This window comes from Pseudomonas sp. S2_A02, from assembly GCF_054668495.1.
The window spans coordinates 2,417,300-2,429,707 of record NZ_CP162776.1; the positions used below are offsets into that span (position 1 = coordinate 2,417,300).

16 protein-coding genes are annotated in these 12,408 nt (G+C 58.4%); all 16 read right to left on the minus strand.

What is annotated here, in order from left to right; all coding sequences use genetic code 11:
* Positions 1 to 3: 3 nt before the first annotated feature.
* Entirely contained in the window at positions 4 to 441 is a 438-nt protein-coding gene (locus tag AB4O41_RS11165; RefSeq protein WP_460147756.1) for a phage tail assembly chaperone, read from the minus strand.
* Positions 442 to 450: 9 nt separating this feature from the next.
* Complete coding sequence (locus AB4O41_RS11170; RefSeq protein ID WP_460147757.1) at positions 451 to 1,155, minus strand: gp53-like domain-containing protein; 705 nt, start codon at positions 1,153 to 1,155, stop codon at positions 451 to 453.
* 200 nt (positions 1,156 to 1,355) lie between these two features.
* Positions 1,356 to 1,919, minus strand: a complete 564-nt coding sequence (locus tag AB4O41_RS11175; RefSeq protein WP_460147758.1) for a tail fiber assembly protein — start codon at positions 1,917 to 1,919, stop codon at positions 1,356 to 1,358.
* Between the two features lie 7 nt (positions 1,920 to 1,926).
* The gene (locus tag AB4O41_RS11180; protein ID WP_460147759.1) at positions 1,927 to 3,021 is read right to left on the minus strand and encodes a phage tail protein; all 1,095 of its coding nucleotides are present in this window, start codon (positions 3,019 to 3,021) and stop codon (positions 1,927 to 1,929) included.
* Positions 3,022 to 3,153: 132 nt separating this feature from the next.
* Positions 3,154 to 3,669 carry a phage tail protein gene (locus tag AB4O41_RS11185; RefSeq protein WP_460147760.1) on the minus strand — a complete coding sequence of 172 codons (516 nt, stop codon included), beginning with the start codon at positions 3,667 to 3,669 and terminating at the stop codon, positions 3,154 to 3,156.
* Positions 3,666 to 4,814: a phage tail protein gene (locus AB4O41_RS11190; RefSeq protein ID WP_460147761.1), complete on the minus strand. Its 1,149-nt coding sequence runs from the start codon at positions 4,812 to 4,814 to the stop codon at positions 3,666 to 3,668. The genes AB4O41_RS11185 and AB4O41_RS11190 overlap by 4 nt, the downstream gene beginning before the upstream one ends.
* An 11-nt stretch (positions 4,815 to 4,825) precedes the next feature.
* Positions 4,826 to 5,425 (minus strand): YmfQ family protein, encoded by a 600-nt coding sequence (locus tag AB4O41_RS11195; protein WP_460147762.1) that lies wholly within the window; start codon positions 5,423 to 5,425, stop codon positions 4,826 to 4,828.
* On the minus strand, positions 5,413 to 6,456 hold the full coding sequence (locus AB4O41_RS11200) for a baseplate J/gp47 family protein (RefSeq protein WP_460147763.1): 1,044 nt from the start codon (positions 6,454 to 6,456) through the stop codon (positions 5,413 to 5,415). Before AB4O41_RS11200 ends, AB4O41_RS11195 begins: the two co-directional genes overlap by 13 nt.
* Positions 6,446 to 6,844, minus strand: coding sequence for a phage GP46 family protein (locus AB4O41_RS11205; RefSeq protein ID WP_460147764.1), 399 nt, complete (start codon positions 6,842 to 6,844; stop codon positions 6,446 to 6,448). The genes AB4O41_RS11200 and AB4O41_RS11205 overlap by 11 nt, the downstream gene beginning before the upstream one ends.
* Positions 6,844 to 7,353 (minus strand): phage baseplate assembly protein V, encoded by a 510-nt coding sequence (locus AB4O41_RS11210; RefSeq protein ID WP_460147765.1) that lies wholly within the window; start codon positions 7,351 to 7,353, stop codon positions 6,844 to 6,846. The genes AB4O41_RS11205 and AB4O41_RS11210 overlap by 1 nt, the downstream gene beginning before the upstream one ends.
* Positions 7,354 to 7,539: 186 nt before the next feature.
* Positions 7,540 to 8,583, minus strand: a complete 1,044-nt coding sequence (locus AB4O41_RS11215) for a phage baseplate assembly protein (RefSeq protein ID WP_460147766.1) — start codon at positions 8,581 to 8,583, stop codon at positions 7,540 to 7,542.
* A 3-nt stretch (positions 8,584 to 8,586) separates the two neighbouring features.
* Positions 8,587 to 9,825 (minus strand): DNA circularization protein, encoded by a 1,239-nt coding sequence (locus AB4O41_RS11220; RefSeq protein ID WP_460147767.1) that lies wholly within the window; start codon positions 9,823 to 9,825, stop codon positions 8,587 to 8,589.
* Positions 9,812 to 11,587, minus strand: coding sequence for a phage tail tape measure protein (locus AB4O41_RS11225; RefSeq protein ID WP_460147768.1), 1,776 nt, complete (start codon positions 11,585 to 11,587; stop codon positions 9,812 to 9,814). The genes AB4O41_RS11220 and AB4O41_RS11225 overlap by 14 nt, the downstream gene beginning before the upstream one ends.
* A complete protein-coding gene (locus tag AB4O41_RS11230; protein WP_105340307.1) occupies positions 11,587 to 11,772 on the minus strand; it encodes a hypothetical protein in 186 nt (61 codons plus the stop codon). The genes AB4O41_RS11225 and AB4O41_RS11230 overlap by 1 nt, the downstream gene beginning before the upstream one ends.
* A complete protein-coding gene (locus tag AB4O41_RS11235) occupies positions 11,718 to 12,014 on the minus strand; it encodes a phage tail assembly protein (protein ID WP_038979172.1) in 297 nt (98 codons plus the stop codon). Before AB4O41_RS11235 ends, AB4O41_RS11230 begins: the two co-directional genes overlap by 55 nt.
* The gene (locus tag AB4O41_RS11240) at positions 12,011 to 12,358 is read right to left on the minus strand and encodes a phage tail tube protein (protein WP_007907215.1); all 348 of its coding nucleotides are present in this window, start codon (positions 12,356 to 12,358) and stop codon (positions 12,011 to 12,013) included. The genes AB4O41_RS11235 and AB4O41_RS11240 overlap by 4 nt, the downstream gene beginning before the upstream one ends.
* Positions 12,359 to 12,408: the final 50 nt, after the last annotated feature.

Consider the following 12,408-nt stretch of genomic DNA (forward strand, 5'->3'; position numbering starts at 1 on the left):
CACTCATACTCCGCTGAGTGTCTGTACCAACCAATCCGGGGTCAATGGTTTACTGGCCTCTTTTGGAAAACCAGAGGTCATGGGCCAATCACGTAACGCCTGCCGATAATCCAGCAGGTCATGGAAATCATCAGTGGTCAAAGTAAGCGGCACACTAGCGGCCTCCTCATCCCGATCCCGATCAACCAGCCATTGAGTGGCCACAAGTTGTTCGTCACGCCATCTACGCGCCGAGGCTATCAGTTCAAACTCGGTCGCCGGAGCGGAATCGATCAGAATCGGCAAACCATCGGCATCGTGACTGCGATCTTTGCCAGGCTTCGGGTCCCCAATAACTGCCAGAAAGCGCTCTTGAGTAATAGGCACCGCATCGTTTGGCATCTTCGTATGCAATCCAGACAAATAAATACAACCCGTGGATTGGCTATAAAAACGTTTCATTATTCCCCCTTAACGCCCTATAGCGATGGCACCGAAACCGCATGGCAGCATCGATGAGTACAAAGTGAACCCCGTCAGAGTCTTAGGTCCCAACGATACACTTGCTGGAGCAGAACCATTCAGGGTAGTAGGAAACACTCCAAAACAGGCATTTGGAAATGCAAGCGTAAAACTTGAATAGGCGCCTTGAATGCCGAGCGTTGAAGTCCCGATCCATTGAATGATCAGACCTCCAAGCCACGATGGAAAAACGATATATCCGTTAGTCGTGAGGCTGATAGCAAAGCCGAAGCGCAAGTTTTTTGGCGTTACTATCGTTGCTTCATTCGCTCCCTCATTGGTTTGGGCCAGACTTGCTGTTTTCGCCACACCCGCAATGGTCTCGGTTGCCTGCGTAACATTTTTAGCGATGGCTTGAAAGACTCTTAAGGAAGTCATCCGTTTTGCATTATCGATGCCTGTCTCTGCTTCCTGTTGGGACGCGACAGGGATAATGCTGTCTGCCACTTTAATGGCGATCGCCGCGCTCAGTTGAGTGTTGTCCTGCTCATCTGGCACCAGCCCGGCAGATTGAATGACACTAATCATTTCTTCACTGACTGCATTGCCCCACTGCGCGGGAATCAATGACCCGGCCGATCCGGTTATGGGGTTCTCATTCACAAACCTCCCATTCACCAAACCCGCGCTGGGAACACTCTTTGGATAATCCATCTTCCGATCCTCAAATTAACATTTTCTGACAAAACACATGCCAGACAGGCTGGCGGCCTTCGGTCGGGCGGTTATTGTTGGAAAGCTTTCAGCGGTAAGCGCGTCAGCCCGCGACATAGATGAGATTCAGAATTTCTTGCGTCATCCCCCTTACCCCAGGCTGCGGGAAACTGCTATCCCCGTAACTGATAAAACGTTGACTATTTCTTGATCGAGCCAGGAGCGAGAGGCCAGACGATCTCCGCTGGGAAACTCGTTTGTTGCTCAATACGGTTCAGCTCGACGCTGTAGAGTTTCCACTCAATCAGGGCCAACTGTTCATCGTGAGAGGCATCACCGATATCCTCGGCATATTGAAGTGGCGCTATACGCAAAACTGCATCACGAAGAAAAGTGTCACGCTTGGCCAGGACCTGATTTTTGATATCGGACAGGCGCGCAATATCATCAAGTTTCCAGCCATTGTCATGCCAGACGTAGTAATCACCAGGCCATGGTTCGATTGTAAAAACTTCCGGCAACTCTCCGAGCTCACTCCAAAACTGTTGAGCCCCACCTTCCTTGCGATAAACCGAACCACGCCGATCGATTACTTCCCGAGGAACATTGTTCACCAGCGCCCAGGCGCGACCGCTTTCGGCAGGAGGTAACTCAAATGAAAGTTCAAGGGCATTACTCGGCAGTTGAATACCAATACCCGGAGTGACCGGAAACTCTACAGGCCCCGACAAGGCGCCCGAGTTATCAAATAAATAATAAAACATGAACACCTCAAATAAGTTTTATACGGCCGGGATAGGCGATGTTGCGGGGTCGGGATTTGAAAGAGTAGAGCAAGGTATTGGCCGTATCTTGCTGGTAAACGGTTCCCGCGGGAAAAATAGGACCACCATTTGCCAATCCTCCTACATATTGAGATTCCTCACGGGTATCGGCGCCAAATGCAGTAAGACTATCGGACCATCGCGAGCCCACCGCGCCACCACCGTTAGCCCCCATCGCATAGGAATGAACCGTGCCGGGTTGAAAAGTCCCCATAGCCCTTCCGGCGTCTACTGAACGACCTTCGTCCAAAACCCTTAAAAACTCTCCTCGTCCTTCAGGCCCTCGAAAGGTCAGGGCACCATCACCGGCGGTCCATTTTCCTTCATTACCCGCCCGAGTAGCTTCAGTGCCGAGCATTCCCGATTGCTGTGCGTGATCCCAGAGCCAAGGCCACTCGGCACGTTTCATGACCGTGCCATTGAGCGCGCCATAGCCACCTGGGCTCAACAGGGTGGTTGTCTCAAAGAATGGTCGTCCCAACGGAGTGTTATCGAATCGCCCAACCGGCCACCAACTCCCGGCGCCATCACTGCGTAGATGCCACCAATCCCCACCGCCCATCAACACCAGAAACGGATAACCAACCGCTGAGAGATGGGTATGGAAGCGGATTCGGTCAGTGCCAATAGCCTGGATAACGAGGCGATTGCCATTGTTATCAACACGTCTGACGATGACATCGCGCACGCCCAAAGCAACATTAGCGGGCGGCAGACTGACGGTGGCGGTACCGGAACTGGCATCAATCAACACAAGACCAAGTTCTTCGGCGGTCAGAGCTTTTGATGCGGCTAGCCGCGTGATTACTGAGCGCATCGGATTGGTCTTGCCAATAATCGCCAGGATAGCCTTGAGCAGTTGATTATTGTCCACTTCGGAGGGAGCCAAGCCGCCACCTTCAATCACACTCACAATCTCTTGCGTAACACTGTTTCCCCATACCGCCGGAATCAACGACCCCGGTGTCCCGGCCACCGGGTTTTCATCAACGAACTGGCCATTGACCAGCCCGACGCTGGGCACGTTTTTTGGATAATCCATACGTCTTTCATTCCTCTGAAATAACAAATGGGCCGTGTCGACGCGATTAGCGGTGCAATCACGCCCACGGTTTTTTCAAGAAAAAAGCCTACGAATACGTGGGCCTGAAAAGGGGAATTGAATGGCTTTTGCCTAGTCAGCCAAGCCGCTGACGAATTCACGAATAGCCACCAACGCTTCATCGCCAACGCTACGGGCCAGATCGATCTTGCCCTTGGCCGCGTGCGCGCGGATTTGCGTTTTGGCCTTGAGACGCAATGTGCGCAGGGTGAGTAAGTTGTCGCTCAGCTGTGCGGCTTTACTCAGGATCTGCTCGGCGGCCTGTTTGGCTGTGCGGCCTTTAACGACCCATGCGGAGACGGCCATCGGCACGTCTTTTTTCGGGTAGCCCGCATCCTTATAGGTTTGGGCGTCGACGGCGGCTTGCGCGTACTCAATGGCTTTGAGTGGATCACCGGCCAGAGCAATGCGTGCTTTGTCTGCAGCCGCATCGACTTTGGCGCACAGGCGTTCGGTTTCCTGTTGCTCCAGCTGGGCGACTTTCACGGCGTCCAGAACCCATTTTTCACCGTCCCAGTCATGGACGGCAGAAGGCTGTGCGGGACGCAGACCGTCCTCGAACTGATGGAGCTCTTGAATAACGTTCATCGAATCAACTCCCAAGAAAGACTGACATTGACTGCCGCCGAGAAGTTGACCGCGATTCCAGTGGCGTAATCAGACACGGGGTGGTTCTTGATCCCCATACTGAACAGCAATTCATCGCTGACGGCGCTGGTCGAACCGAGCAGGTGTTCGGCCTGGTAGGACTGCCACAACGAGCGCAATTGCGAATGATCGAAACTGGCGGTCAGGGTCGTGACCGTGGCGTCGTTGACAAAGTTATTGGTAAAGATCACGCACGGCATCGAGTTCGCCCAACCACCATCGTGATTGGAGCTGGTGGTCAGCGCCGGTGAGAGAAAGCAATAGTTGCCGCCAACCCAACCTGTTGGCGCAAACGACACGCCGGAGATCTCCGTCGCCGAAGGCGTCGGGTTCCCCACCACCAGACGTGCCGCCCGGGCATGAGGATCCAGAGGCAGGTAAACCACACCGTTGCCGTTGACGGTTTGCGTCCACGCCAACCGGTTACGGTTGTAGAGCGGCCTGATGATCGGCACGGAACCCGGCGCAGCCGTCATCACCCATGCAATGCAGATATCCAGCGGTGTGGACTGAAAACCGCCCCCCGCCCCGCCATTGACAGAGCCCTTCAAACCTTCGGGCGCGGCGTCATAGATCGTTCCGCGTTGCATGTAAAACGTCAGCGCACCACCAATCACCTGCGCCCGCAGAAAGTAGCTGGAGGTCGGCAGCAAATCACTGCTCCACGCTTGGGTGGTGAACGTCCGCGCTCTGCCCAATTGCCCCGCGACGACTTCCTGGCCAATGCTGACCAATACCCCCGCCGGAATCGACACCCGGCCGCCACTGGTCGAAACTGCCGCCGGGGTCACCGCCAAACGCCCGTCCGCCGTTGCCACCGTAGCCGTCGGCAGCGAGCCGATCGGCAATGCCGAATCCAGATTCCACCCCTTGGCCGATACGCTCTGAATGGCTTGCAGCAACTGATCGTACTTCGTCTCATCCGGGGTCAGATCCCCTGCCTTGATGACGTTCACAATCTCCTGCGTCACCCCATTCCCCCAATCCGCCGGAATCAACGACCCCGGCGTCCCGGTCAACGGGTTCTCATCCACAAACTTCCCATTCACCAACCCGGCGCTGGGCACACTTTTCGGATAATCCATCCCTCTACTCCCTAGTCATAATTGATGTGCACCTTGGTATGCGCCGGTGCGCTGCGATGGATCATGCATTCCAGTGCCGAGCCTGGGTTCACGCCAAACCGCTCCCCCCAATAACTCGCGCCAAAACGCCGGCCCAGCAGCAATCGCCCACCGGTATTCAGCGTCCACATGAACTGCGCTTCCCAGGTGCCCCAGTGCGCCGTACCGAATCGCGAGCGCCCCATGCGTGGGGCTTCCAGCTCGGTGATGGTGGCGTTCGGGTAACCCTGGCTTTTGGCGATTTCCAGGTAGTAGCCGACGGCTTGGCTGCCGACCGCGAGCAAGCGGCGACGTACCGCGAGGCGGCGGTCGTCGAACAAGGGGGTGGCGCCGAGGCACGGGTCGGGCAGGTTCATCACCCGTTCCCAGTCGGGCACCAGTTCGCTGACGCCGGCCGGGTCCATTTCGTTGAGCAGGTCGGCAGCGCGGGCGTCGAGGCGGGCCAGTTCCTGGGCGACGCCTTCGAGGACTTCTTCAAGTTCCGGAACCCTCTCAGGGTCCCAAGCCGGGCCGCTGGGCAACAGGCTGCGCAGTTGCGCGTGGTATTGCGCGGCGGTTCTTATGCCCCCCATACGCAACCTCCGAACGTCAGCAGTTCACTTTTGTTGGCGGGGACATCGGCGACGGGCGACGTGAGTGTGTGGTCGTATTCACCACTGGCGCTGCTGATGGCTTCGCGGATGTGACTCACCAGCAAGGACACCCCCAGGTCGGCTTCGCGGTTATGCAGGTCGCGCAATTGCGCTTCGACTGCCGCGCGTACGGCTGTGGTGTCGGGATTCACGGTGAGGTGATAGACGACGGGCACCTGAACCGGCCCCTGCACATGCACTTCGGCGGTGACCGGGCGCAGAGGCTCGATGTAGGCCTGGACTTCGGCCAGTTGTTCATCGTTCGGCACCGGTTGCGGGTCGTCGTCACGCATGATGAACAGGCTGACCGTGCCCGGTCCCAACAAACCGCCACGGCACCAGGCGCGAGTCACGCCCGAGCATTCGAGGGCCCAGGTTTCGTAGTCTTGCGCCGAACCGCCGTGAGGGATGATGCGGTAGGAGCGGATCACCCGCGAGCGCAGCGACTCCAGGCTTTCCCGCGCCACACCGCCGCTAAGCCCTGGCGCCAGCACGGTAAAGCTGTTGCCGACGATACCGGCGATCGGCTGCACCGGAATCAGCGCCAGACCGGCCTCGGCATTACCCAGGCTGCCGGCCTCGAGCGCGGCGATGGTGGTGCTGTTGAGGCCGTTGCTGGCGGTGCGAGCGGCGGTGACTTTGTAGGTGCGACCGTCGCTCGATTGCAGCAGGGTGTCGACGTCCAGCACGGCACCGGCGCTGGCGGTGAAGCTGACGCTGCCGCTGGCCGCTTGTGCGGGTTTGCGCGGTTGGTTCAGACGCAGTGCGGCGATCCGTTCCAGGGTCGATTCATCGGCCTTGTCCGGGAGGATCTGCTCGGCGATCCAGTCCAGGTAGCCATACAAGCCATAGGCGGCGCCACCGAGGGTTCGGGCGAGCACTTGCGCATCGGACTGGCGCAGCGAATCGCTGGCCAGGTCGCTTTGGGTGCGCTTGATCAGCACCGGCAGCGAAGGGGTTTCAAACGGCATAGATCACCTGCCAACTGTTATCAGGGTTGATGTCCAGGCGCTCGCCGTCGGCCAGGGTCAGGACCGTGCGCAGGTTCAGGCGCTGGGCGTCGAGGCGTTCGCTGATGATGTCGATGGCGCTGCAATGGCCATCGTCGATCAGCCATTGCAGGGCTTCGCGGGCATAGAACTCGGCGTCCATCTGGGTTTGTCGGGTCAGCTTGACCCGACGCAGCAGCCACAGCCGCGAACCGATGCGGTCGTCGGCCACCGTAGGAAAGGTGTCGCCCCACCAGCCGAAACGTTCTTCGTCGTCGAGGGCATCGTCATCGGCGGCGCGGCGCCAGGTGAACAGGCTGATCAGCACTGAACGGGTCAGTGCGGCGTGGAGTTTTTGGCTGATAAACATCACTGCCCTCCTGCCGGTACGCCGGTCTGGCCGTTGCCCGCTTGAACGCCGACATGCACGTGTTTGATCTGGCTGATGCCGCCGGCAATCTGATCGCCCTTGGAGACGATCTTGCCGGTCTGGGTCAGGGTTGGTGTGTCGATGTTCACGGCGCTGCTGGCGCGGATGTTCAGGGTGGCGGTTTCGATGTCGATGATCCGCCCACGCTTGAAGTGAATTTTGTCGCCTTCATCGGTGTAGATCGCCACTTCGCCAGCGGCCAGGGATTGGAGGCGATAGCGACGGTCGGCGACCACCAGCACGATGGCGTGAGAGCGATCACCGCCCAGAAAGGTGGCGATACCTTCGGCGCCGGCCAGCGGATTGCTGGTGAAACCGTAGGGTTCGAAGTGCTCCATGTCGTCGTTCACTTCACCGGCGGTGAGGCGCATTTGCAGCGATTGAAGCTTGGTGGCCGAGTTGGCGAGCACGACAGTGCCGCGCGCCAGGAGGCGTGTCAGTAGGCTCATTGGGGGTCCTCAAGAGTCGGCGAAAACACAGACAAACCTGTGGGAGCGGGCTTGCCCGCGATGGCGGTATGTCAGGTAAAGGAGTGTTGCTGCGAACACCGCTTTCGCGGGCAAGCCCGCTCCCACAGGGTTCGGCGTTGTTCACAGCATTGGCATTCCAGATACCATTCAGAGTAAGTGTCGGGCTCAGGTTTTCTTCGGTGGCTCGGGATTGGCGTCGAAGGTATGTGGCGGTGCGACTTGCAGGGTGGTGACCGAACCTTGCGCCGACAGCGAGTAGGTCACCTTGGAGATCAGCATGTCGTCATCAAATCCCAGCACCGGATCCTTGACCCTGACCTGCGTGTTATGACGCCACAGATCGCCGTTCGATTGCCGCCAGCCCTGCACCTGATAGGTGGTGGCCTTGGCCTTGCCCACGCGGGTGGCGCTTTCCCAGTTGGCCCGTTGCAAGGCGAGATCGGGATTGAGCTGCATGCCTTCGTTGATCACCGTGACCCGCCGACGCTTGTAGCTCAGGTCGGCGGACACCGATTCAACCTCGCTGACCGCTGCCCCGCTCTTCTTGTCCGTGCCCTTGTGTTGACCGATTACCCGGTATTCGGAGAACACCTGGCTGTAATCCATTGGCGCATTGGCCGACAGAATATTTTTGCCCAACTCCAGCGCATCGCTGGCCCGGCCACCACTACCAGGCCGGGCCAGTACCAGCCGGCCCTGGGCATCATCGGTAGAAAATACCCGGAACAATGTCAGCAAGCGGTCGATGGATTGAAACACCGTTTCCCCCGGCACAATGGTGTGACTGCTGAGCCGGGCGGTCTCGGGAATTTCGCTGACCACAAAGACCTTGTAGGTGATCGCCAGCGCTTCGACGATGCTCAACAGCGATTGCTCATGCCATTGGTTCGGGCGGTTGGTCGCGGCGCAATCCACCAGATCCTGGGTGCAGGAACTGCCTTCGATGTTCAGGCTGATCTGCCGCCCGTCGTAACTGATCGGCGCCTTGAACACATACCCGGTCAGCACCAGATCCTGGCCGATGCGCACTTCACAGGCGTCACCGGGCTGGATCCGTTTGTCCACGGTCTGCCCCGGCCATTGCCAGGTGATATTGAGTTTGAAGGTGCGGAACTGCCGCTCCAGATCCGCCGTGATTTCCACGCTTTTCCAGCCACCGTATTCCAGGCCGCCGACGGTCAGGGTGACCCGGTTATCCATGTCGTTCATGGTTCACTCCCCGGAGACTTTCACATCGTTCGGCGGCAGGAACCCCGGATGGGCAACACCGTTGCGTTGAGTCACTTCCGTGACCCGCGTGGCATCGGCAAATTGCCGATAGGCGACGACGACGGCAGGCAAGCTCTCCTGAAAGGATTTACTGACCAGCCGCACGCCGGACGACGCCACCGCTTTGAGGTGCGCATTCAAGTTCTGCTTCAGATCGTTGATGGCCTGATAGTGCGCGGGGCTGGCCTTGTTCAGTGCCAGTTGGATCGCTTCGTTCAACTCCTTTTGCAGCAACTGCAAATCGTCGGTGACTGGCACTTCCTGGCGGGTGACCGGTTGCACGGTCTGATGGTCCAGCGACGGCTGCGAGGTCAGTTTCACCGGCGTCGACGCCACAGGCATCGAGGCGACCCATTGAGCCACCTTCACCAGCAGCGTGTCCTGCACCAGATCGGCCATGGCTTGCGCCGCCGCCGTGGTGTCCTTGCCGGTGGTGAGCTTCGGTGCATCGGCCTTGCGGATGGCTTCGATCTGCTGGGAAACGTTGGCAATCACGCCACGATAACCCTCTTTGGCGAAGTCCTTGAGCTCCTTGATGTCACCGAGCAGTCCCTTGAATTCCGCGACCACTTCCTTGGGCAATTCCTTGACCGCTTTGACCAGATCGCTGATTTGCCGGTACTGCTCGATCAACGGTTTGAGCTGTTCCTGGATCACTTCATAGACCCCTGTCAGGCTGTTGCGCAGATTGGCGATGCCGATCCGCGCGGCCTTGATCAGGGTCATGGCCTGTTCGAAACGGGCCACCGCCGAGCCCAGCAGCGTGTCCGCCGATAACAGCAGCATCTTTTGCGTGCTGACCGTGGCCGTCGGAAACTGCAGGGGTTGATCGGGATAGAACTTCAGGGCAAAGGTCACCAGCCCGCCGTCCTGGCGGGTCTGGGTCATGTCGCATTCGCCGACCTTCACTTGCATCCGCCCCAACCACGGATGGACCAGTTCACCACTGCCCTGCTCCAGCGCCTTGAGCAGTTTGTCGCGCTGCTCCAGGCAATCGGCGCCGACAATGAATGCCGTCAGATCATGGATCTTCGCCTGCTGCCCAAGGCCCTCGAAAAACGGCTGATCGCGTTGTGGATACTCGTGTAACTGGCCCTTGTGGCCGACCGGTGTTTTCGCCTGATCGACCCAGAAACCGACACCGCGAAAGGATGCCGGCAACAAACGGTCACGCCAGTTCATTGGAACCTCCCAGAGACAGTGAGCGATAGCCGATGCGCGAATTCATCGCCAGCGCCGGTTGATTGGTCTGTGCCTGATCGACACGCAAGCCCTGTGGTGCATTGTCGAAACGCACGGTGAGACCGCCTTCGAGTTGCGTGCGATTGTTGGCGGCGGTTTGCTGCACCAAGGCGTTGGAGCCTTGGGCCAGGTTGTTCGGCAGCAACGTCGCATCATTGCTGGCACCAAAGAACGCAGGTGCGAGCTCACCCTTGCCTTCGGCGTTGGTTTTCTGTTGCGCCGCGGTCAGGCCTTCGACCTTGCCGGTAACACTGGCAATGAATCCGCCAAAGCCACCGTTGAACATGTCCTTGATCGGCGCGAGCAGGTCTTGCAGTTTGCCCCACCAAGTGGAGAACCATTCGGTGATCGGCTCCCAACCTGCCTTGAACATGTCCAGGGGTGACCAATCAAAGAGTCCCTTGAAATAGTCCACCATCGGTTGCGCCTGCACTTGCAGGTTCTGCCACATCCCCGAGAAGTAATTGCTCACCGGGTCCCAGGCGGCACGAAACATCTGCGTCGGCGACCAGTCGAACAGGCCTTTGAAAGAATCGACCGTCAACGCGGCCAGCGCACAAAGCACATCCCAGGTCGCCGAAAAGAACGCAACCACCGGTTGCCAGGCGCTGGCGGCTTTATCCAGCACGTTCCAGTCAAAGAGCTTCTTGAGAAAACTCATCGCCGGCACCGCCAAGGCCCTGAGCAAATCCCAGACCGCGGAAAACAACCCCTCCAACGGCTGCCAATTGCTGGCAACGATGACGAACGGATGCCAGGAAAACAGCGTCTTGAAGAAATCGCCGATCGGTGCGGACAGATTTTTAATTTCCTGCCAGAGCGAACTGAAAAAACCACTGATCGGTGCCCACGCCGCTTCTATCGACGCTTCGGGCGACCACTCGAAGATCCCCCGAAAGCCTGCCCAGGCCTGCGTAGTCGTGTCGTAGATCGATTCCCATAACGCGGAAACGAAACCGCTGACCGGCGCCCAAGCCTCCTTCAACGCCTCGAGCGGCTTCCAGTTGAAAAGGCTCTGGAACGCTGCAAACGTCGACTCCGCCGCCCCTTGCATCGCTTGCCAGATACCTTTGAAGAATCCCGATATCGGCTTCCAGTAAGCCACCATCAAACCCGCTGTCAGGGCAATCACTGCCGCGACGATGCCAATCGGCGAAGTCAGCAGCCCCATCACAGCAACGAGTCCCATGGCCCCTGCGGTGACCACCGTGAAGGCCACGGCTGCCGCCGCCAACCCTTCGATCAGCGCAGGGTTATTGGCGACAAATTCGCCAACGGTGGTAATCAACGGCATCAGGCCGGTGACCACACTGTTGACGGCCGGCAGCAGCGCCTGTCCCATTTTCAAGGAAATACCGTCTACCGCATCGTTGAACTGCTTGAGGTTGGTCGCTGTATTACCGAGCGATACCTCAGGTGCTTTCAGCGTTGTGGTTTTATTGGATTTTCCCTCGAGTTCATCTTCTGCCTTGATTGCCTTTTTGATGCCGTTGATGAAGGGTTCCAGCAGCCCGCCCCCACTGATGAAAGCACCCGCATCGAGAGTGCCAAGACTGTCCTCGATGCTTTTCTTGAATGCGCCAATCCTGGCCTTGATGCCCTTGAGCTGGGTGTCCAGCTTCTGGGCATTAATCACGACCACGGACATGTTCACCGTGGTCTGAATGTTCGTCAGGCTCATGCTTTGTTGTATGTTCGCCATCACTGCACCTGCTGCATCGCATTGATCCGTTGCGCGTGCTCCAGCGATTCGCGGAGCACATCCAGTGGCCTGGCCATCATCTGTTCGGGGTCAACCTTCCAGAACCAGGCCAGGTCATAGGCGACTGCGATCAGGTCGGTGATGGCTCCGACGCCGCACTCATGAAAAAACTCGCGACGGCCCAACTCAGCGCGTTGAGGTCAGCCAGATCCAGCTGGTTGACCGACGACGGCGGGATGCCGGCGCACACGGCGATGTATTTGGCCGCGACGTCCATGTCGAGGCTGACCTCTTCGCTCTTGTCGATCTTGTACGGCAGCGCCTTGATCGCCCGCACTTCCTGCACCGTCGGACGGCGTAGGTTGAGTTCGGTCAAGGGTTCGCCGTGGGCTTCGATCGCAACGTGAAGCTTCACGGCGTTGCTCATTGCCAGGTCCCCTTGATGCCTTCGAATTTCAGTTCGATGGTGGCGTCATCGCCTTTGGATACCGGTTCTTCCACCAGGTAGGCGCCGGCCAATACGTAGACTTTGCCGTTGCTGAATTCGCAGGTGACGGTCATGTCAGTGCCGGCGATCAGTTGCTTGAGCGGGAAGTCCGCGGTGTGCAGCGCCGTCACTTTGAACGACGGCGCGATGTCGGTTTCCTTGTAGAAGCCCGGCACGACGGTTTCCCGTTTAACGGCCATCAATGGAGCTTCGCAGCCGCCGTTGATGGTCAGTTGAGCGCCGTCCACTTTGACGTAGCAGGTGCCCGCAATCAGTTGACCCATGGTGTTTCTCCCTTCAAATAAAAAGCCCACGCGAGGTGGGCTGAAATCAC

Excerpts from the sequence above, each read along its gene's own strand:
- AB4O41_RS11165 (WP_460147756.1), bottom strand. The coding sequence starts at position 441 with ATGAAACGTTTTTATAGCCAATCCACGGGTTGTATTTATTTGTCTGGA.
- AB4O41_RS11170 (WP_460147757.1), bottom strand. The coding sequence starts at position 1,155 with ATGGATTATCCAAAGAGTGTTCCCAGCGCGGGTTTGGTGAATGGGAGG.
- AB4O41_RS11175 (WP_460147758.1), bottom strand. The coding sequence starts at position 1,919 with ATGTTTTATTATTTATTTGATAACTCGGGCGCCTTGTCGGGGCCTGTA.
- AB4O41_RS11180 (WP_460147759.1), bottom strand. The coding sequence starts at position 3,021 with ATGGATTATCCAAAAAACGTGCCCAGCGTCGGGCTGGTCAATGGCCAG.
- AB4O41_RS11185 (WP_460147760.1), bottom strand. The coding sequence starts at position 3,669 with ATGAACGTTATTCAAGAGCTCCATCAGTTCGAGGACGGTCTGCGTCCC.
- AB4O41_RS11190 (WP_460147761.1), bottom strand. The coding sequence starts at position 4,814 with ATGGATTATCCGAAAAGTGTGCCCAGCGCCGGGTTGGTGAATGGGAAG.
- AB4O41_RS11195 (WP_460147762.1), bottom strand. The coding sequence starts at position 5,425 with ATGGGGGGCATAAGAACCGCCGCGCAATACCACGCGCAACTGCGCAGC.
- AB4O41_RS11200 (WP_460147763.1), bottom strand. The coding sequence starts at position 6,456 with ATGCCGTTTGAAACCCCTTCGCTGCCGGTGCTGATCAAGCGCACCCAA.
- AB4O41_RS11205 (WP_460147764.1), bottom strand. The coding sequence starts at position 6,844 with ATGTTTATCAGCCAAAAACTCCACGCCGCACTGACCCGTTCAGTGCTG.
- AB4O41_RS11210 (WP_460147765.1), bottom strand. The coding sequence starts at position 7,353 with ATGAGCCTACTGACACGCCTCCTGGCGCGCGGCACTGTCGTGCTCGCC.
- AB4O41_RS11215 (WP_460147766.1), bottom strand. The coding sequence starts at position 8,583 with ATGAACGACATGGATAACCGGGTCACCCTGACCGTCGGCGGCCTGGAA.
- AB4O41_RS11220 (WP_460147767.1), bottom strand. The coding sequence starts at position 9,825 with ATGAACTGGCGTGACCGTTTGTTGCCGGCATCCTTTCGCGGTGTCGGT.
- AB4O41_RS11225 (WP_460147768.1), bottom strand. The coding sequence starts at position 11,587 with ATGGCGAACATACAACAAAGCATGAGCCTGACGAACATTCAGACCACG.
- AB4O41_RS11235 (WP_038979172.1), bottom strand. The coding sequence starts at position 12,014 with ATGAGCAACGCCGTGAAGCTTCACGTTGCGATCGAAGCCCACGGCGAA.
- AB4O41_RS11240 (WP_007907215.1), bottom strand. The coding sequence starts at position 12,358 with ATGGGTCAACTGATTGCGGGCACCTGCTACGTCAAAGTGGACGGCGCT.